The organism is Croceicoccus estronivorus (genome assembly GCF_001625325.1).
In the GTDB taxonomy this organism is placed as follows: Bacteria; Pseudomonadota; Alphaproteobacteria; order Sphingomonadales; family Sphingomonadaceae; genus Caenibius; species Caenibius estronivorus.
The window spans coordinates 455,153-472,939 of the sequence record NZ_JRQQ01000001.1 but is presented as its reverse complement, the minus strand read 5'-3'; the positions used below and the strand labels follow the sequence as shown (position 1 = coordinate 472,939).

Below are 17,787 nucleotides of genomic sequence, written 5' to 3'. Positions count from 1 at the left end.
GGCTGAACGTATCGTAAGGCGGTGCGTTCAGCCGTTATAAGATATTCCGGGAGAGTATATTCATGGCAACATTTCCGTCCGGCTGCACTATTGTGTTCGGCGGCAGCGGTGGCATTGGCCGCGGCGTGGCGCGGACTTTCGCCGATCGGGGCAGTGATATCGCAGTGGTTTACCGCACCAAGCGGGAACCTGCCGAGGAAGTTGCCGAACATGCCCGTGCGGCAGGCCGCAAGGCCAGTGTCCACGCTGCCGATGTGACCGATTCCGAACAATTGCGGTCCGCGATCGACGCCGTTATCGCCGAACATGGAAGGATTCACAGCGTCGTCTGGGCGGCGGGCCCGCTCGTCAATCAGCGCTATCTCGCGGAAACGCCGATGGAGGAATGGCGCCACGCTTTCGAAGTCGAAGTGCATGGTTTCTTCGCGGTCGCGCAGGCCATCATTCCGCATATGCGCGAGATGGGTGGCGGAAGCTTCGTCACTCTGGGATCGGCCGGGCACGACTGGTGGCCGGCGCGCGACGGGATGTCGGTCGCTGTCAAGGCGTCGAACGAACAATTGGTGAAAGGCATCGCCAAGGAAGAAGGCAAGCACAAGATCCGCGCCAATTCGGTGCTGGTCGGCGTGATCGATGCAGGACAGCTGCACGAACTGACCCGGCAGGGGCAGATCGACGATCGCTGGGTGGCCGCGACGCACAAGCTGATCTGCATCAAGCGCTGGGGCACGGCGGAAGAAATCGGCCATGCCTGCGTTTATTTCGCCTCTGATGAAGGGGCATACACGACTGGTCAGTCGATTTCGGTTTCGGGAGGTTTCGGAGTATGAGCACGGATCGCAAGGTTGCTATCGTTACAGGCGCAAGCCGTGGAGCAGGCCGTGGCATCGCCCGCGCATTGGGAGAGCAGGGCTATCGCGTCTATGTGACGGGCCGCACGCTCAATGAAGGGGATGCCGATCTGCCAGGCACGATCGGTTCAGCGGCGCAGGCCGTCACCGATGCCGGTGGCGAAGGTATCGCAGTCCAGGTCGATCATGGCGATGACGCGCAGATCGCCGCTTTGTTCGATCGCGTGAAGGAAGAAAGCGGCAGGCTGGATATCCTGGTCAACAATGCGGCGGCTTTGCACGATGACCTGATAAAACCCGGCCCGTTCTGGGAAAAGTCAGTTGATCTGGTCGGCCTGCTCGATGTCGGTTTGCGGTCGAACTATATCGCTTCGTGGCATGCGGCGCCGATCATGGTCGAGCAGGGCCGGGGGCTTATCGTCTTCACCTCGTCGTTCGGATCGGTCTGCTACATGCATGGTGCGGCCTATGGGGCGCAGAAGGCCGGAGTGGACAAGTTCGCGGCCGACATGGGCGTGGATTTCCGCGGGACCGGTGTGGCTGCCGTCTCGCTCTGGATGGGTATGCTGGCGACCGAGCGCAGCAAACGTGCCGCGGAAGAAAGCCCGGAACAGTACAGTGCCATTCTGGACGTGGCGGAGACACCGGAATTCAACGGCAAGGTCATCCATGCCCTGTATGAAGATCCCAACCTTGCGGAACTCAATGGCCAGACGGTGATCACTGCCGAAATAGCCGAAAAATACGGGATCACCGACGAAGGTGGCAAACAGCCGATGTCCTGGCGCCCACGGCTGGGCGACCCGCGGATTCCGCATCCGGCAATCATTGCCTGAGACACGCCAACGGTATCCCGCAACGAGGTGCTTCCCCAGGATTGACGTGATGTCCTGTATCCTGGGGCTGCAATCTCTTGCGTGCGGCAGTCAGCGCAGGATTGCCCGATAGGCGCCGGGGGATCGCCCGGTTGCCTTGTGAAACGCGGAAGAAAACGCCGGCAGGCCGCTGTAGCCCAGATCCCGCGCAATTTCGGCCAACGGCCGTTCATCCGCCGCCAGCATTGCCTTGGCCCGCGTGATCCGGGCCTGGCGCACGAACGCCCCTGGGCCCGTGCCCATCGTTTCCCGAAAACAGCGCATGAAGTGAAAGCGGCTGAGGCCGCAAAGCGAAGCCAGTTCTGCGATTGAAGGGGCCGGGCCGGGGCGGTCGATCCGCTCCAACGCACGCCGCAGGATTCGTGGCGGCAGCCCGCCCTTATGCCGCTCGGTTCGGTCACGGGCATCTGCGAGGTAGCGCCGCAGGTCCACCAGAATGGTCGCGATGAGCGCGGAGGCGAGAGCTTCGCTGTCCGGACGGGGGTGGTCGGCTTCAGCCGCCAGCCGGAGCATGGCCTCCTCGATCGTCTGGACGCGAATGTCGAAACAGGCTGCCAGTTGCGTATCGGTCAGGCGGGTGGGGCTTAATCCGTCGGCCAGCATCCATGGTTCGAACCGGCAACGTATCGTATGAAACGCGCCCCCGTCGAACCGCATCTCCATCGGTATTCCGGCCGGTCGGAAGCCTAACGCGCCAAAGCGAACGAAAGGAGCTCTGCGGTCACCTGCAATGCGCCCTTCCGACCCCGTAAGCATGCGGGAAAGACCGAGCGAGAGCAATGATTCCTCCTCGGTCACAACCAGGGTTTCCGGCTGCACCTCGGGGAAAGCGCAAAGTTCGATCGTAACGCCGGGCAAGGGAATGCGTCCGGTCACGAGACTGGGCAGGCGTTGCGCTTCACGGATGGGTAGCGGCGTCATCGCCTATATATACGATATAGTGCTATAAATTGCGATAAATTGCTGCAAAGCGCTCTACGCCTGCCGATTCCCTTTGGGTGCTTTGCACGGGGCCGATAGCATGCCGGAAAAGCAGGTGGTCGGTGCAGGAGAGGCACGGGATGAACAAGCCAATCAAGAGTTTCGTCGTAGCGAACGACAATATCGAAGCGGAGACGCAACGCTGGGAAGCCGAGACACGGGCTCCGTTCGTTTCGCAGCATCCGGAACGTCGCGATCCATTCGTCACGCAATCGCTCAAATGGCCGATCAAGCCGCTATATACGCCGACCGATCTCGAACAGGTCGGGTTCGATTATCTCGCGGACTGCGGCTATCCGGGGGAATATCCCTATACCCGCTCGACCCGCCCCAATGGCCATCGATCCGATTTCTGGACCATGACCCAGGTGACTGGCTTCGGGAAAGGCGCGGATTGGGCCAAGCGTGCGCGCTATATGCTCGATCAGGGGCTCTCCGGCCTTATTCTCGAATACGATCTGGCGACCACCAACGGCTATGACAGCGACGACCCGATGGTCGAAGGTGAAGTCGGACGCGCGGGCATGGCGCTGGATAGCCTCGAGGATCTGGAGGCCGCGTTCGATTTGCCGTTCGACAAATTGCAGTACCTGATGAGCGTGTGCAACGCGCCGCAGCCGGTCAATCTGGCGATGATTATCGCCGCGCTGGAAAAGAAAGGTGTCGATCCCAAGGATTTCGTGCTGCACATCGTCAACGGAATCCTGATCGAATATACCTGCGTCGGGCGTTACATCTATCCGCCGGAACATGGCCTTCGCATTGCGACGGATTGCATCGAGTACATCATTCGCAACCATCCGAACTGGGCTCCGCTGTCGATCATTTCGGCGCAGTTGCAACCCGCCAAGGCCAATCCGGTACAGGAGATTGCGTTCAGCCTCGCGATTGCCTGTGCCTATATCGACGCGACGCTGGAGCGTGGCCTGGATATCGACACGGTCGCGCCATACCTCAACCATTTCGTCGTCAACGTGGACATGGATTTCTTCGAAGGGATCTGCAAATTCCGCGCATTCCGCAAATGCTGGGCGCGGCTGATGAAGGAGCGGTACGGAGCGACCAGGCCAGAGGCGCTCAAGATCCGCATGATGACGTCCCCGACCACCATTGCGCTGACATTACAGCAACCTTTGAACAATATCGGGCGTCTCGCGATCATGGCCACGGCCTGTGCGCTGGGCGGAGCGGGCGAGGCAATGACGACGCCGCTCTATGACGAGGCGCATGCGCTGCCGGCAGAGGATGCCATTCGCGTGGGTGCCGCCTTGCAGCACATCGTCGCCCATGAAACCGGCGTGGCGGAGACCATCGATCCTCTCGCCGGCTCTTACTATGTCGAAACGCTGACCAAGCAGATAGAGGATGCCGCGTTTCAGGAACTGGACAAGATCTTCGCGATGGGGGGTGCGACCAAGGCGATTGCACAGGGCTATTTCCAGCGTGCGCTGGGCCATGAACAATACGAGCAGAACAAGGACATCGAGGAAGGGCGCCGCAAGTGGATCGGCGTCAATCATCTCCGGCTGGAAGAAGAGAAGCGGGAGATCGAGATATTCCGGCTCGACGGCAATATGGAAGACGAACAGGTGCAAAAGGTCCGTGACCTGCGTACTCGCCGCGATCAGGCTGCCGTCGATGCGGCGTTGGAAAAAGTGCGGGAGGCTGCGCGTGCCGGAGACAATCTGGTGCCGCCGTGCCTGGAAGCAGTGAAGGTCTACGCAACGCACGGTGAACTGTGCAATGCCATGCGCGATGTGTTTGGCGTACACACGCCCGACAGCCAGATGTCGGGAGTTTGAGCTATGGCTGCACAACCGGCACGCCGCATGCGCGTATTGCTCGCGAAACTGGGAATGGATACTCACACCGTTGGCGTCACAGTGATCGGCCATGCCCTGCGCGAGGCTGGCCTCGAGGTGATTTTCACCGGCCTGAAGCAAACCCCTGAAATGGTTGTCGCCGCAGCGATTCAGGAGGATGTCGATGTCGTGGGCATATCGACCCTGTCGGCCGGCCATACGCGCAGCCTGCCCAAACTGGCGCGGTTGTTGCGGGAAGCGGGGGCAGAGGACAAACTGCTACTTGCCGGAGGAGTGGTCCCCGAAGAGGACAAGCCGGTGCTGCTCGAAGCGGGCGTCGACAAGATCTTCACTATGGGTGCGGATACGCGCGAGATTGTCCGCTATCTGGAAGAATGGTGGTCGGAAAAGCAGGCCGCTGAAACAGTCTGATGGGCATCGCTGCAGACTTGCTCGACGGCAAGATCGGGGCCGGAGCCCGGGCGATTACCTGGCTGGATGACGGGGACCCTCGCGGGGCGGAAGTCATCAAGCGCATTTTTCCCCATACCGGCAGAGCGCATGTCATCGGCATCACCGGGCCGCCCGGTGCGGGCAAGTCTACGCTGACCGACATTATCGTTGCGGAACTGCGTGCGCGTGAACAACGTGTCGGCGTGGTTGCGATCGACCCGTCCAGCCCGTTTACCGGGGGCGCTATCCTGGGGGACAGAGTGCGAATGGCGCGACACACGCTCGATCCAGGCGTGTTCATTCGCTCGATCGGTACGCGCGGTTCGGCTGGTGGCCTGTCTCGTTCCACTCACGATGCCTGTCTCGTGCTGGATGCGATGGGCTTCGATGCCGTGATTGTCGAGACGGTCGGCGTGGGGCAGGATGAGATCGACGTCGTCAATCTGGCGCATACGACCATTATCGTCGGCGTTCCCGGGCTGGGCGATGAAGTGCAGGCGGTGAAGGCCGGCATTCTGGAAGCAGGCGAAATCTTTGTCGTCAACAAGGCCGATCGTGAGGGCTATCCCGCTACGCAGCGGCAATTCGAATTGATGTTGCATCTGCGCGAACAGTCGCGGCCGGATGAAACGTGGCGGCCACCGCTGTTGCGGGCGGTGGCGAATGCGGGCGAAGGGGCGGTCGAGATTGTCGATGCGATTGCCGCCCATCGGGCCCATCTGGACGAAAGCGGAGGGTTCGCCCAGCGGTCCGGCCTGAGAGAGCGTGAACAAGTGCTTGCCTTGTTACGGGAAAGACTGGCACGAGAAGCCATCGCCCATGCAGGCGATTCAATCCTGGCTGAAGTCGAAGCGCGTAAGCTCGATCCTTATAGCGCAATAGAAAAGCTGACGGGTCAGGGATGAGGAGAGAGGATAGCAGGCATGATGAAGAGCATTTGCGTGTTGGTGCACAAGCCGGATTCCACGCGTGACGCGTTCCAGCGCTATTACGAAGAAAATCACGCACCGCTCGCGATCAAGTATTTCCCTTTCGCCCGTTATGTCCGCAATCATCTGATCGATAACGAGAATATCGGCTTCGACACCATTTCGGAGTTCTGGGCACGCGGCGACATGGGAAGCACGGCGGGCCTGATGGACGGCCCGGTAGGCGAAATCATGCGAGCGGACGAACTGAAGTTCATGGACCGGTCGAAGATCGCTCCGGCAGGGGCGGAGGAACATGTCTTTTCCGCCCATGCTGACCCAATCCCGAGCGAACGACAGGCGTGGCTTTTGCGTTGGGACGAAGACGACACATCAATGCGGAGCAAGGTGCTGACATGGGCTGGCCGCTTGGCCACTGGTCGGGCCGGCGTGTCGATTGACTTTGTCACTTCGTGGAAAGACCCGGCGTTTCCGGCTCAGGCCGTGTTGTGGCTGCCTCTGGAGGTCGAGACCGTCGCCCCAAGCGGGTTGGATGTGGTCAAGCTCCGCGTGAGGAGAGAGGAAACTCCGGTCGAGCTTCTGCTCAAGACAGCAGCGGAATGAGCATTCCTGGATATTACGATTGAAAGTGGCGGCTATGGGGCAGGGCAGGAGTACTCATTTCGGATTCACCAAGCTGCTGGTGGACGACCTTGAAACCACATCGGCATTCTACAAGAGCGTTTGCGGCCTCGTGGAGACGGGCCGGGTGGATGCGAGGATCGGGGGAAGAGCTATTTCCGAAATCCTCTTTGCGCCGACGGCAGATGGTGGTCCGACCTTCGTCCTGCTCAAGTTTCTCGACGCTCCCAAACCGACCAACGATGAAGTCATTCTCGGCTTCCAGACCGACGATGTCGATCGGTTTGTGGAGCGGGCGGTGGCAGCAGGCGGCACAGAGGTGGACGCTGCCAGGACCGATCCCGAACATGGGATAAAGGTTGCCTTCGTGACAGACTGCGAAGGCCATCTGATCGAGGTCGTTCAGATTCTCTGACCACAGTTTGCCAAATTGGTCTGGGGTTGTCGCTCCGGATCGCTTCGTGGACAAGCAAAGGGGCCGCCGGTCGCATGACCGGGGCCCCTCTGCTTTTGGTCAAACCACCCCGGTATTCGGCCGGGGTAGTTCTTTGTCCTGCTTAGTCCGCGCGGAGCTGCGCAAGTTCATCGGCGGTCAACGTGATCGCCGTAGCCTTTACGCCTTCCTCGATCCGCTGCGGACTGGAACCACCGAAGATCGGAATGGTCTGATTGGGCTGATTGAGGAGGTACGCCAGGACGATTTCATTGAGTGAAACACCGTGCTTGCCGGCCAGCTCTTTCACCATGGCAAAGCGCTTGTCATTCGCCGGGTTGGCGTAACGGGCAGCGATGTGTTCAGCGATTTCGCCCTTGTCGCGCATGGCGAAATATCCGCCGCTGGTGGCGGCATAGGGAAGAATCGGCAAGGTCTTGTGCAGCGTTTCGTATTCGCCTTCGTAGTAATGCACGTAGCCCTGCTGGTTTGACGCTTCCTCGTTCGGCTTGGCAAGGCCCCAGAACGTTTCGGAGGCGATGAAACCCGGTTTTCCGGCCGACTTCGCGTATTCGTTAGCCTCCACAATACGGTCTGCAGCCCAGTTGGAAGCAGCATAGTAACGGATCTTGCCTGCGGCCTGATGCTCGGCCAGTGCGTCGATCAGTTCCTTCACGGGCACTTCCGGATTGTCCATGTGAAGGAAATAGAGGTCGATCGTGTCGATGCCGAGGTGATCGAGGCTCTCACCGAGGTCCTTGGCAATATCGTCGGGGTTTACGCGGTTGCGGTAGTCGCCTGCGCGGGAATCGAACATGCCGCCCTTGGTCGCGATAACCACGTCGGAGCGATTGCCGCGCGCCTTAAGCCAGCCGCCGATCGTACGCTCGCTCGCGCCGGTGGGCGCATCCGGAATCCAGTCGCCATACATACGCGCGGTGTCGATGAAGTTGCCGCCCAGTTCGACAAACTTGTCGAGAATGGCGTTGGCACGATCCTGGTCGATGGCCGTGCCGAACATGTTCGTGCCGTAGCATAGCTGGCTGACATTGAGGTCGGTGCTGCCGAGAATGACTTTCTTGAGCATGTGAATCTCCTTGCGTGAATTTGGAATACTTGGGCGGATTCGAGGTAGGTATCAGGCTGCGGTCTGGCCGCCATCGACCGGGAATGCGATACCGGTAATCCGGCGGGCTTCCTGTGACGCGAGAAAGGCGACGGCATCGGCAATGTCTTCCGGTTCGCAGTTTTCCCCGCCATCTAGCCAGGGGGTTGCCCGCATCACCAGTTCCCAGTCGATGTTTTCCGGTGGTGCGGCAGCGATCATCGGGGTGTTCACCCCCGTCGGGCAGACGGCATTGACCCGCACGCCTTCTTTCGAAAGTTCGAGAGCGAGGGACTTGGTCAGGCCGACCACTCCATGCTTCGATGCGGTATAGGCGGCATTGAATGGCACGCCGACCAGGCCCGCAGCCGACGCCATGTTGACCACATTCCCGCGACTTTCGATCAGGTGCGGTATCGCGGCGCGCGACATCAGGTAAACGCCGGTAAGATTGACGGCGATGACGCGTGCCCAGCGGGTTTCGTCGATATCCCCCACGCGCCCGAAATCGAGCACGCCCGCAATATTGCAGAGGACATCGAGGCCGCCGTTGAGTTCCACCGCACGTTCGATGATCGCGGTGCAGGAGCCAGCGTCGGTCACGTCCAGTGGCATGGCAACGGTAGAACCGCCGATCGAGCGGGCAGCTTCTTCCAGCCCTTCCGCATTGCGATCGCCGATGACCAAATTCGCACCTTCGGATGCCAGGCGGCGGGCAACGGCAAGGCCGATGCCAGATGCCGCACCGGTTACAACCGCCGATTTTCCTTCGAAACGCATACTTCCTCTCCCGCCTTTATGGCTTCCGGCTGAATTACCGATTCCCGACGTAGCCTTGCGTCAAGCGGCTACGCGTTTCAACTATGTCCAACGCAGTCATGCCGAAATTGCGTTTCGATTCGGCGTCGGCGTTAACGGATTGGCAGAAATAAGGAGGATGCCCCATGATGTCATTGCAGGAAATTTCCGACCGGCTTGAGATTCAGGATCTGTTCTCACGCTATTCCTTCGCGATTGATGAGCGGAATTGGGATGGGCTGGACGATGTGTTCACACCCGATGCCCGGATCGACTACACGGAAACCGGGGGCGAAAAGGGCACTGTCAGCGAGATCAAGAGCTGGTTGGCCACTGCCATGAAGCGCTTTCCCAGATTTCAGCACATGGTTGCGACAACCAAGCTGGAATTGAACGGGGATGAGGCAAAGAGCCGCACGATCCTGTTCAATCCAATGGTTTTCAAGAAGGATGACGGCACCGAGCAGGTGTTCTTCATCGGGCTGTGGTATCGGGACAAGCTGGTGCGCACTGAGAAAGGGTGGCGCATTTCGGAACGGTATGAAGAAATGGGTTATGCCTACAACACACCCGAAATGCCGCCCATACCGGAAATGGCGGATCTGTCTGCCTAAATCCCTACGGCCTTCGCGTCGATCCCGCAGCCTTGGGTATGGCGGCGGGATCGGCGAGGGGGCCGGGCCGAGAATACTCGGCACCGGCCCAAATCGCGTTCAGGCAGCCTCGGTCCAGGAAATCATCGCGCTGATGTCGGTCCGTTCTTCCGGCTTGCGGCCGAATTTGGCGAGATGATGAGAGGTCAGCTCCGCACTGTCGGCAATCGGCGTGATCAGCTCAAAGATCCGATCATATTCGGTGCGGGCGATCTTCCACTGTCCGTTTTCACGACGGTATTCGTCCTTGTAGATCGCGCTGCCGATCGTGTGAGTCTGGTTCATCAGATTGATGAAGATGTCTTCGAGGTACCAGATACCCGTGGCCGTATCTTCACCTGTCAGAGTGATTTCCGGCATGTGGCCGTGGTGCATGGCTACAGCCTCTGAATGGAAGCTGTTGGCCAGGAATTCGAGCATGTTTTCACGGCCGGTCAGGCTCACACGGTAATTGCCGCCACGATAATCGACCGCGAGATCATCCGTGAACAGGCCCGACAGCAAATCGGCATCCGCCGTGTCGATGCCACGGAAATAACGATGCTTCAGCGTGCGGATGTCTTCCAGGTCGGATAGCTGCTGCAGGGTATAGGCCATTTTTCTCTCCAAAGGTTTCCGTTCTACACTAAGAATGGGGAAGCGGAGCCTGTTTGGCAGCATTGCCAGACTCGCTCTCCCATCGCGGACATGGAAATATATGCGCATCATCGAGTGACAGTTGCAACGCATATTGAGCGCCATAAGCTGACACGACAATCAAAAGCGGGACATTTCTTCCGGGAGACAACGCAATGATTCTGAGCTTTCCCCATTTTGGAATCTATGTCGCCGATATGGACAAATCGATTCGATTCTATGTCGAAGGCTTGGGCTTCACCCCGCTGGATGGCGGGACGACCGATGCCGCCGGTCCATTGCTCGGTATTCCCGGTGCTGTCGCACGGACGCAGTTTCTCGAACATCGTTCCGGAGGGCCGCGGATCGAACTTTGGACGGTCAAAAATCATCCCCCGGCAGGATCCGTAACCGGCGGCCCTGCGAACCAGTGCGGGCGGGTGCATCTGTGCGTCGGGGTGGAAAACCTCGACCAGACGGCCAGCCGGATAGTGGAATATGGCGGGCAAAGGCTGGATGATAGCCGATGCGATCAGGGTTACGGCGAAATCATGTTCTGCACTGATCCCGACGGTCTGAGGATCGAACTGGTGCAAATGCGTGCCATCTGGCCTGGCTACCCTGATCAACCGGCCAATTGACGGCTTCCTGCGTTCGAAATAAGTTACTCCTCACAAATAAAATCCGACTGGGAGAATCGCGGTGGTAACGGTGTCCAAACCGTATGGCATGGGCGCTGCAGGCCGATCCCGAAATGCGCACGTTTCCATGATTGACAGGACCGCTGCACTGCGCGGTTTGCCTGACCCGATCCACTTCGCCTGAAACATTCCAACTGGAGGAGCCTTGATTGGCCTACCGGATCGACAAAGACGGTGTAGTGAACCTCGGTGGACGGCTCGTTCAGGTGCCGCGCGGGATCAGTGAGGAAGCACAAACATTCCTGGCCACGCCGCCATGGGGCGATGGCTCGCCCCCGCCAGCGGATGCACCGATCCCGATGTGGGCCCTGCGCAATCATGTCGACAAGCAGTTGCAGGCATTGAACGGGATCGCGCAACAATTCTATCCGGTGGATCTGGAGCCGATGGAAATCGCCGGGGTGCCATGCACGATGGTCCGGCCCAAGGAAGTGCGCGCCGATAACGCGGGCAAAGTGCTGATAAACCTGCATGGCGGTGGATTCGTGCTGGGTGGTGGATCGCTGATTGAAGCGATTCCGGTCGCGGCAGCAACCGGAGTGCCCGTGATTGCGGTAGACTATCGTCTTGCACCGGAACATCCATATCCTGCGGCAGTCGATGATGCGGTGGCAGTCTACCAGGCAGTGCTCGACCATCATGAACCGGGCCAGATCGGCATCTATGGCTCTTCCGCTGGCGGATTTCTGACCGGTCAGACCGTCGTACGGCTTCGGCGTGAAGGTTTGCCGTTTCCTGCCTGCTGTGGGGTATTCACTGCCGGCGGCGACCTGACCGATCTTGGCGATACAGCCCAGATATTCACACTGATGGGGTTCTGGGGCGAAGGAATTCTGCCGGTCGATCATGAACTCAGCGAGATCCGGGCCTATGTCGGCGATGCCGACCCAGAGGATCCTGGCGTCTCGCCGATCAGGGGGGAACTCGCGGATTTTCCGCCGACCTTGCTGTTGAGCGGGACAAGAGATGCGATATTGAGCGCCACTGCCTCGTTCCATCGCGCATTGCGTCGCGCCGGGGTGGCTGCGGACCTTTTCGTTTACGAGGCGATGCCCCATGCCCACTGGTACACGGTGCATATGCCCGAAGCGCGAGAGGCAATCGACGTAATGGCCGATTTCTTTTTGCGGCACCTCCGGAGTACGTGAATGGAATGCCGTTTCCTGCCAGCCGGACCGGGGATGGAATGATTGTGTAACATGCGCTTGGCGGTGATGAACCTCGCGCAATCTGATTTGTAACGACAGGAGAGATTTTTATGGGCCGACTTTCAGGCAAGGTAGCGATCATCACGGGCGGTGCGCGGGGAATGGGGGCAGCGACCAGCCGCCTGTTCGTGGCCGAAGGCGCCAAGGTCGCCATCACGGACGTGCTGGAAGAAGAAGGCAATGCCCTCGCCGCCGAGCTGGGCGATGCCGCGCGCTTCTATCGCCATGACGTTACCAGCGAAGCGGAATGGGCAGGCATCGTGAAGCAGGTGGAAGCCGATCTCGGCCCGGTGGATGTGCTGGTCAACAATGCCGGTATCCTGATGTTCAAGAGCCTGCTGTCGACCACGTTGGAAGATTACGAGCGCGTGCTGCGGGTCAACCTGATTGGCGAATTCCTTGGCATCAAGGCTGTTGCGCCAGGCATGATCGAACGGGGCAAGGGCTCTATCGTCAACATTTCCTCGGTCGATGGGATGAAGGGTGCAAACGGGCTTTGCGCCTACGCATCGAGCAAGTGGGGCGTGCGAGGCCTGACCAAGGTTGCCACCATGGAACTGGGCCATCGCGGTATCCGCGTGAATTCGGTCCACCCCGGCGGCGTCGACACGGCAATGACCAATTTCGACAGCAGTTCGCGCGACAAGGTCAACGAACGCTTCACCAATGTGCCGTTGCAGCGGGTCAGCGGGCCGGAAGAAGTGGCCGCGGCGTCGCTCTTCCTGGCGAGCGATGAATCGTCTTATCTCGCAGGCGCGGAGATCGTGGTCGATGGCGGCATGACTGTCGGCCAGTACTACGAAGGCTTCCCGGGCGCTCCGGGCGTTCCCGAAGCGTAAGGGCTCCACATTGGCTTGCGGGTGCCGTGCTCCGTTCAATACGGAATACCGGCACCCGGAACCGGTGGGATGGCCGACCTGGATTGCATTGGGGGGATGCCGTGACGGATAATATCGACGATGAAGGTGTGATGCTGGGCGCACGGAAGATTCCGTGGCCTCGCTCCATCAGTGCGGCCGCGGCTGCGGCGCTCCGTGCCAATGCAACGGTGCCCTCGTTGCCTATGCCTCCGGCGTCCGACAAGGAAGCGTGGCGGCAGGCGATCACTCAGGTCGACCGGATCATGGCCGAACATTACTCGGCGCCGGAAGATCCCTCTATCGCGGTTGAGACGGAGAACGTGGCTGGCGTTGCCGCCTACCGGGCGCGGCCGGGTACGGTGGGGGCGGAGGACCGGCGTCTCTATATCGACATTCATGGCGGGGGGCTGGTCTTCGGTGCGGGTGCTTTCTGCCGGGCGGGTGCGGTGCGGCAGGCTGCCTTGCATCGGAGTGAGGTGCTGGCGGTGGATTATCGCATGCCGCCCGATCATCCCTATCCCGCTGCGCTCGATGATTGCCTGGCCGTCTATGCGCATGAAGTCGGGCAAAGGGGCGCGAGCAATATAGTGGTCGGTGGCGGTTCGGCAGGGGGCAATCTCGCGGCGGCACTCATGCTGCGGGCACGCGAGGCAGGCTTGCCGATGCCTGCCGGACTGGTCCTGCTGTCGCCGGAAGTCGATCTGACCGAAAGCGGCGACAGTTTCGAGACGCTGCTGGGCATCGACACCGTGCTCAAATCACGATTGACCGACAGCATCGCGCTCTATGCCGATAGACATGCGCTGGACGATCCCTTCCTGTCACCTCTGTTCGGTGATGTGCAAGATTTCCCGCGCACGCTTCTGCAATCGGGTACGCGGGACCTGTTCCTGTCCAACACCGTGCGCATGTACCGCAAGTTGCGTGAGGCCAATGTCGCGGCGGAACTGCACGTTTTCGAGGCGATGCCGCATGGCGGGTTCTTCGCCGGACCTGAAGATGGCGAAATGGGCCGCGAAATCGCGCGGTTTGTCGCGGACTGCTGGAATTCGTGATAGGGCCGCCTGAAAACAGGCACGACAGATTTACAACGGCACGCAGGTTGCCGCAGTGACAGGAGAGATGACTATGATCCGGATTTCGCTTCCCGAAAGCGACGGGGCGGACCCTTATGGCTATGCTTCGCGCACTCACGCCAGGGAAATCATGGCGGCCGCGAGTGAGTTTTCCAAGGCGGTCTATCAACATTCGCAGCTCCCCCTGCGGGAGTTCGAGGGTGCGCGGTCGCGTATTGCTCAGATCAACGGCTGTATAATCTGCCAGCAGTTCCGCGCCGCGCGTGACGTGCAGGCGATGTTTGCGGCGACCGGTCAGCGCCCGGAGCATCTGGTGTCCGACAACGGTCCCGCACCGGACGAAGAATTCTACGCCGCTGTGCCTGAATGGCGGACGTCGCCCGTGTTCAATCCGCGCGAGCGCCTTGCGATCGAATATGCGGAACGTTTCGCGGAAGAACCGAAGGTCCTGGCTGACGATGAGGATTTCTGGACACGCGCCCATGCGCTTTATTCAGATGCTGAACTTGTCGATCTGTCCCATTGTGTCGCCGCGTGGATCGGGCTGGGGCGTGTTGCCCATGTGCTCGGTTTCGACAGCGTTTGCCTGCCGTTTGCCGAAGCGGCCGAATAAGACGAAGTTCTGAATAATGCCCGTGCCCGATAATCGGCACGGGCATTATTTTTCTCACCGTTACTATTAGAAAATTTCATGGTCCGGAACGGCCATGTCTCTTGCTGTCTCGGAAAAAAATTGCAACATACGTTGTGAATAAACGGCGCGACCGGGAATCGACTAGGAGAGGGCGCTATGGCGCAAAGTGGGAAGGCGGTGGATGGAACCGGGCCGCGCCGCAGGGGGCGGCCGACAGCAGCGGATTCCCGACTGAAGACGGCGCATCTTCTGGCTGTTGCGCGCGATCTGTTCGCGGCCTTGGGCTATCGCGCGGTGACAATGCGCAAGGTTGCGGAAAGGGCGGAAGTTTCCACCCGCACCTTGTATGATCGTTTTCCGGGCAAGCTGAGCCTGTTCGAAGCATGCCTGGATTCCGGGTCGAGTGCCTTCCCCCGCATCGCCTACGATCCGGCGGTGCCTGTGGATCAGACTCTCCACACTTTTGCATCTTCGCTCACACGTACGTTGTCATCCGACAGCAGCGCCAGATTCTCCATCCTCGTTTCGCGCGAAGGTATGGAATTTCCGGAAATCGTTCGCGCGGTGGATGTGCTCCAGCACAAACATCTGGTCTGTCCCATCGCTGAATTTCTGCGGGATGCGGGGCTGGCCGGGGAAGATGGGAAGGAACGGGCGGAACTGTTCCTCGCCATGGTGCTCGCCGAATGGCAGCGCTGTTTCAGTTTCCTCCACCCCTTGCCGAGTGGCGGAGAGATCGAGCGTTATGCGGGAATGGTCGTGAAACTGTTCCTTCATGGCGCACTCAACACAGTGGGAGATAGAGATGAGTGAAGGAAGATTGGCCGGCCGTGCGGCGATGATTACCGGTGCGGCTGACGGTATCGGACATGGTATGGCATTGCGTTTCGCGAAGGAAGGGGCGGCAGTTCTGGTCGCTGACTTCGATGAGGAACGCGGCAGGAAAGTGGCGGAAGAACTGCGCGAGTTGGGCGCAAAGGCTGAATTCTTCCGTTGCGATGTAACGAAGAAGGATGACGTTGTCGGTGCGGTCGCCGCCTGCGTCGACAAGTTCGGCTCGATCGATATCCTGGTGAACAATGCCTATCGAGGCGACGCCATCAGCCGCATAGAGAAAAAAAGCGACGAAGTGTTCGAACGCTGCATGGCCATGTGCCTCTATGCGGCGAAATGGTCGATGGAAGCGGCGCTGCCTCACATGCGGGCGCAACACTGGGGGCGTATCATCAATATCGCTTCGCTCAACGGGGTGAATGCGCACATGGGTTCGGCTGACTACAACGCGGGCAAGGAAGCCCTGCGCGCCTATACCCGCACCGCAGCGCGCGAATGGGCGGGTTATGGCATTTGTACCAATATCATCTGCCCTGCGGCCGTTTCGGCCAGCTATCGCAAGTTCAAGGAGCTCCAGCCAGAGATGGCCGCCGCGACCTCGGCGGCAAATCCGATGGGGCGCATGGGCGATCCGGAAAAGGACATCGGTGGCGTTGCGGTGTTCCTGGCCAGCGAAGATGCATGTTACCTCACCGGCAATACGCTCTTCGTCGATGGCGGATCGCACATCAACGGTGCAGGCTGGGTGCCGGATCTCGGACCGGACAGCTGAACGGAAAATGGGATGGCGGTCAGACCGTTTTGGTCTGGCCGCCATCCACCATCAATGTCTGACCGGTGATATAGGCAGCAGCATCGCTGGCCAGAAATACGGCTGCTGCGCCAATGTCCTTTTCGCAATCACCGATACGGCGCAGCGAAACGCCAGCGAGCTGGGCAGCGTAAGTTTCAGGGTTTTGTTCGGCCCAGGCCTGTACGCCTTCCGAATTGGCGAACGGGCAGATTACGTTGACGCGGATTCCCTTGGGGCCCCATTCGTTGGTCGCGACTTTGGAAATGGCGCGGATCGCTTCTTTCGCGGCGGCATAGGATGCTTGTGTCGGGCTGCCTGAAAAACCGACGCCGCTGCCGAAATTGATGACAGACCCCTTACTTTGCAGAAGATGCGGGTAAGCCGCCTGCATCAGAATGAAAGTCGGCCAGAAACCAGTGTCGAAGGCGACACGGGCATCTGCGACGGTCGTATCCATGAACCACAATTGTCGAGATGCCTGCGCCGCGTTGACCAAGGTGTCGAGCCTGCCGAAGCGTGCGACAGCGGCATCGACAATACTGGGCAGGTCGTCATGCCGGGTCAAATCCATCGGGAAGAAGGCGACTTGTCCAAATGCGCGCAACTCCTCCTCTGTCTCCCGGCCCAGGGTTTCCTCGCGATCGACGATCAGCACACTGGCGCCAGCCTTGACCAGTGCGGCGGCTACGCCTTTGGCCACACCGCGTGCGCCGCCGGTCACGATTGCAGCCTTGCCTTCCAATGTCACAGGCATGCTCCCTCTATATGAAATAGGCGCCGCCGTTGACAGTGACCACGCTGCCGGTGGCGAAGCTGCCGTCCGATCCGGCGAGGAACGCCACTGCGCCAGCGACTTCTTCCGGCTGTGCCATGCGATTCAGCAAACTGTCGCTGGCGACTGCCTGCTTCACTTCATCAGGCAGACCATTGTAGATCGGAGTCTCCGTCGCACCGGGATGGACAGCGTTCACGCGGATACCGCGCCCGGCCAGTTCGCGAGCCATTGACCGGGTCATGCCGACAATCGCGGCCTTGGCGGTGCAATAGGGGATCGGTCCGTTGCCTTGCACGGCGGCGGTGGAGCCAATGTTGACAATCGAGCCGCCAATACCCTCTTGCGCCATCAGGCGCACCGCCGCCCGAGTGCAACGGAAGGTGCCGTTCAGTGTGATGTCCATCACCGCCAGCCATCCGGCATCTTCGCAATGGATCGTCTGATCGATGAACACGTCCTTGCCCTCTGCCTGTTCGGCCTGAGCGGCATAGTATTTGTCCATCCCGTCACCGGGGGCGGACCCGCGTCCGGCATTGTTGACCAGCACGTCGATGCCGCCGAACGCTGCTTTGATCTCAGCGAACGCCTTGTCGACCGAAGCGCTGTCCGTAACGTCGCAGGCCAGGCCGATATGAGGCGACGGCAGGACTTTAGCCGCACCGTCTCCGTTGATGTCGAGCACCGCAACCCGCGCGCCTTCTTCTGCCAGGCGGCGGGCAATGGCCGCGCCGATCCCCTGCGCACCGCCGGTTACGGCGGCACGCAGCCCTTTGAGCCGTTCCATTTGCAT

At 60.0% G+C, this 17,787-nt stretch carries 21 protein-coding genes; 15 read left to right on the top strand and 6 right to left on the bottom strand.

The window, feature by feature from the left end:
- Nucleotides 1-62: 62 nt before the first annotated feature.
- Together MB02_RS02410 and MB02_RS02405 are read left to right on the top strand one after the other, a co-directional pair.
- Nucleotides 63-830, top strand: coding sequence for an SDR family NAD(P)-dependent oxidoreductase (locus tag MB02_RS02410; protein WP_067531850.1), 768 nt, complete (start codon nucleotides 63-65; stop codon nucleotides 828-830).
- The gene (locus MB02_RS02405) at nucleotides 827-1,687 is read left to right on the top strand and encodes an SDR family NAD(P)-dependent oxidoreductase (protein ID WP_067531847.1); all 861 of its coding nucleotides are present in this window, start codon (nucleotides 827-829) and stop codon (nucleotides 1,685-1,687) included. Before MB02_RS02410 ends, MB02_RS02405 begins: the two co-directional genes overlap by 4 nt.
- 90 nt (nucleotides 1,688-1,777) lie before the next feature.
- On the opposite strand, the gene MB02_RS02400 is transcribed toward MB02_RS02405, so the two are convergent.
- Complete coding sequence (locus tag MB02_RS02400) at nucleotides 1,778-2,647, bottom strand: helix-turn-helix transcriptional regulator (RefSeq protein WP_067531846.1); 870 nt, start codon at nucleotides 2,645-2,647, stop codon at nucleotides 1,778-1,780.
- 140 nt (nucleotides 2,648-2,787) lie between these two features.
- Between MB02_RS02400 and MB02_RS02395 the strand changes: the two genes are divergently transcribed.
- From MB02_RS02395 to MB02_RS02375, 5 genes are read left to right on the top strand one after another with little or no spacing between them, the layout of a single operon-like run.
- Entirely contained in the window at nucleotides 2,788-4,509 is a 1,722-nt protein-coding gene (locus MB02_RS02395; RefSeq protein ID WP_067531844.1) for a methylmalonyl-CoA mutase family protein, read from the top strand.
- Between the two features lie 3 nt (nucleotides 4,510-4,512).
- Entirely contained in the window at nucleotides 4,513-4,941 is a 429-nt protein-coding gene (locus tag MB02_RS02390) for a cobalamin B12-binding domain-containing protein (protein WP_067531842.1), read from the top strand.
- Complete coding sequence (meaB, locus tag MB02_RS02385; protein WP_067531840.1) at nucleotides 4,941-5,867, top strand: methylmalonyl Co-A mutase-associated GTPase MeaB; 927 nt, start codon at nucleotides 4,941-4,943, stop codon at nucleotides 5,865-5,867. The genes MB02_RS02390 and meaB overlap by 1 nt, the downstream gene beginning before the upstream one ends.
- A gap of 18 nt (nucleotides 5,868-5,885) precedes the next feature.
- Complete coding sequence (locus MB02_RS02380; protein ID WP_067531838.1) at nucleotides 5,886-6,494, top strand: EthD domain-containing protein; 609 nt, start codon at nucleotides 5,886-5,888, stop codon at nucleotides 6,492-6,494.
- A gap of 25 nt (nucleotides 6,495-6,519) precedes the next feature.
- Nucleotides 6,520-6,927, top strand: coding sequence for a VOC family protein (locus MB02_RS02375; RefSeq protein WP_235829410.1), 408 nt, complete (start codon nucleotides 6,520-6,522; stop codon nucleotides 6,925-6,927).
- A 142-nt stretch (nucleotides 6,928-7,069) separates the two neighbouring features.
- Here MB02_RS02375 and MB02_RS02370 read toward each other — a convergent pair whose 3' ends face one another.
- Together MB02_RS02370 and MB02_RS02365 are read right to left on the bottom strand one after the other, a co-directional pair.
- A complete protein-coding gene (locus tag MB02_RS02370; RefSeq protein ID WP_067531834.1) occupies nucleotides 7,070-8,032 on the bottom strand; it encodes an aldo/keto reductase in 963 nt (320 codons plus the stop codon).
- Between the two features lie 51 nt (nucleotides 8,033-8,083).
- Nucleotides 8,084-8,830 carry an SDR family NAD(P)-dependent oxidoreductase gene (locus MB02_RS02365; protein ID WP_067531832.1) on the bottom strand — a complete coding sequence of 249 codons (747 nt, stop codon included), beginning with the start codon at nucleotides 8,828-8,830 and terminating at the stop codon, nucleotides 8,084-8,086.
- 164 nt (nucleotides 8,831-8,994) lie between these two features.
- Between MB02_RS02365 and MB02_RS02360 the strand changes: the two genes are divergently transcribed.
- Entirely contained in the window at nucleotides 8,995-9,462 is a 468-nt protein-coding gene (locus MB02_RS02360; RefSeq protein WP_067531829.1) for a nuclear transport factor 2 family protein, read from the top strand.
- A 99-nt stretch (nucleotides 9,463-9,561) separates the two neighbouring features.
- Here the strand turns inward: MB02_RS02360 and MB02_RS02355 are convergent, their stop codons facing one another.
- Nucleotides 9,562-10,098, bottom strand: coding sequence for a nuclear transport factor 2 family protein (locus MB02_RS02355; protein ID WP_067531827.1), 537 nt, complete (start codon nucleotides 10,096-10,098; stop codon nucleotides 9,562-9,564).
- Between the two features lie 194 nt (nucleotides 10,099-10,292).
- Here MB02_RS02355 and MB02_RS02350 point away from each other — a divergent pair, with 194 nt between their 5' ends.
- The 7 genes from MB02_RS02350 to MB02_RS02320 all read left to right on the top strand — a co-directional run bounded on the left by MB02_RS02350 (nucleotide 10,293) and on the right by MB02_RS02320 (nucleotide 16,201).
- The gene (locus MB02_RS02350) at nucleotides 10,293-10,757 is read left to right on the top strand and encodes a VOC family protein (protein WP_067531825.1); all 465 of its coding nucleotides are present in this window, start codon (nucleotides 10,293-10,295) and stop codon (nucleotides 10,755-10,757) included.
- 209 nt (nucleotides 10,758-10,966) lie between these two features.
- Nucleotides 10,967-11,965: an alpha/beta hydrolase fold domain-containing protein gene (locus MB02_RS02345; RefSeq protein WP_067531823.1), complete on the top strand. Its 999-nt coding sequence runs from the start codon at nucleotides 10,967-10,969 to the stop codon at nucleotides 11,963-11,965.
- Nucleotides 11,966-12,075: 110 nt separating this feature from the next.
- Nucleotides 12,076-12,864, top strand: a complete 789-nt coding sequence (locus MB02_RS02340; protein ID WP_067531821.1) for an SDR family NAD(P)-dependent oxidoreductase — start codon at nucleotides 12,076-12,078, stop codon at nucleotides 12,862-12,864.
- A 101-nt stretch (nucleotides 12,865-12,965) separates the two neighbouring features.
- Complete coding sequence (locus MB02_RS02335) at nucleotides 12,966-13,940, top strand: alpha/beta hydrolase (RefSeq protein ID WP_235829395.1); 975 nt, start codon at nucleotides 12,966-12,968, stop codon at nucleotides 13,938-13,940.
- Nucleotides 13,941-14,013: 73 nt separating this feature from the next.
- A complete protein-coding gene (locus MB02_RS02330) occupies nucleotides 14,014-14,574 on the top strand; it encodes a carboxymuconolactone decarboxylase family protein (RefSeq protein ID WP_067531819.1) in 561 nt (186 codons plus the stop codon).
- Between the two features lie 177 nt (nucleotides 14,575-14,751).
- Nucleotides 14,752-15,408 (top strand): TetR/AcrR family transcriptional regulator, encoded by a 657-nt coding sequence (locus tag MB02_RS02325; protein WP_067531817.1) that lies wholly within the window; start codon nucleotides 14,752-14,754, stop codon nucleotides 15,406-15,408.
- Complete coding sequence (locus MB02_RS02320; protein WP_067531815.1) at nucleotides 15,401-16,201, top strand: SDR family NAD(P)-dependent oxidoreductase; 801 nt, start codon at nucleotides 15,401-15,403, stop codon at nucleotides 16,199-16,201. Before MB02_RS02325 ends, MB02_RS02320 begins: the two co-directional genes overlap by 8 nt.
- Before the next feature lie 19 nt (nucleotides 16,202-16,220).
- Here MB02_RS02320 and MB02_RS02315 read toward each other — a convergent pair whose 3' ends face one another.
- Nucleotides 16,221-16,976 carry an SDR family NAD(P)-dependent oxidoreductase gene (locus MB02_RS02315; protein WP_170304603.1) on the bottom strand — a complete coding sequence of 252 codons (756 nt, stop codon included), beginning with the start codon at nucleotides 16,974-16,976 and terminating at the stop codon, nucleotides 16,221-16,223.
- A 7-nt stretch (nucleotides 16,977-16,983) separates the two neighbouring features.
- Entirely contained in the window at nucleotides 16,984-17,781 is a 798-nt protein-coding gene (locus MB02_RS02310) for an SDR family NAD(P)-dependent oxidoreductase (protein WP_067531813.1), read from the bottom strand.
- Nucleotides 17,782-17,787: the final 6 nt, after the last annotated feature.

Excerpts from the sequence above, each read along its gene's own strand:
- MB02_RS02410 (WP_067531850.1), top strand. The coding sequence starts at position 63 with ATGGCAACATTTCCGTCCGGCTGCACTATTGTGTTCGGCGGCAGCGGT.
- MB02_RS02405 (WP_067531847.1), top strand. The coding sequence starts at position 827 with ATGAGCACGGATCGCAAGGTTGCTATCGTTACAGGCGCAAGCCGTGGA.
- MB02_RS02400 (WP_067531846.1), bottom strand. The coding sequence starts at position 2,647 with ATGACGCCGCTACCCATCCGTGAAGCGCAACGCCTGCCCAGTCTCGTG.
- MB02_RS02395 (WP_067531844.1), top strand. The coding sequence starts at position 2,788 with ATGAACAAGCCAATCAAGAGTTTCGTCGTAGCGAACGACAATATCGAA.
- MB02_RS02390 (WP_067531842.1), top strand. The coding sequence starts at position 4,513 with ATGGCTGCACAACCGGCACGCCGCATGCGCGTATTGCTCGCGAAACTG.
- meaB (WP_067531840.1), top strand. The coding sequence starts at position 4,941 with ATGGGCATCGCTGCAGACTTGCTCGACGGCAAGATCGGGGCCGGAGCC.
- MB02_RS02380 (WP_067531838.1), top strand. The coding sequence starts at position 5,886 with ATGATGAAGAGCATTTGCGTGTTGGTGCACAAGCCGGATTCCACGCGT.
- MB02_RS02370 (WP_067531834.1), bottom strand. The coding sequence starts at position 8,032 with ATGCTCAAGAAAGTCATTCTCGGCAGCACCGACCTCAATGTCAGCCAG.
- MB02_RS02365 (WP_067531832.1), bottom strand. The coding sequence starts at position 8,830 with ATGCGTTTCGAAGGAAAATCGGCGGTTGTAACCGGTGCGGCATCTGGC.
- MB02_RS02360 (WP_067531829.1), top strand. The coding sequence starts at position 8,995 with ATGATGTCATTGCAGGAAATTTCCGACCGGCTTGAGATTCAGGATCTG.
- MB02_RS02355 (WP_067531827.1), bottom strand. The coding sequence starts at position 10,098 with ATGGCCTATACCCTGCAGCAGCTATCCGACCTGGAAGACATCCGCACG.
- MB02_RS02350 (WP_067531825.1), top strand. The coding sequence starts at position 10,293 with ATGATTCTGAGCTTTCCCCATTTTGGAATCTATGTCGCCGATATGGAC.
- MB02_RS02340 (WP_067531821.1), top strand. The coding sequence starts at position 12,076 with ATGGGCCGACTTTCAGGCAAGGTAGCGATCATCACGGGCGGTGCGCGG.
- MB02_RS02330 (WP_067531819.1), top strand. The coding sequence starts at position 14,014 with ATGATCCGGATTTCGCTTCCCGAAAGCGACGGGGCGGACCCTTATGGC.
- MB02_RS02325 (WP_067531817.1), top strand. The coding sequence starts at position 14,752 with ATGGCGCAAAGTGGGAAGGCGGTGGATGGAACCGGGCCGCGCCGCAGG.
- MB02_RS02320 (WP_067531815.1), top strand. The coding sequence starts at position 15,401 with ATGAGTGAAGGAAGATTGGCCGGCCGTGCGGCGATGATTACCGGTGCG.
- MB02_RS02315 (WP_170304603.1), bottom strand. The coding sequence starts at position 16,976 with ATGCCTGTGACATTGGAAGGCAAGGCTGCAATCGTGACCGGCGGCGCA.
- MB02_RS02310 (WP_067531813.1), bottom strand. The coding sequence starts at position 17,781 with ATGGAACGGCTCAAAGGGCTGCGTGCCGCCGTAACCGGCGGTGCGCAG.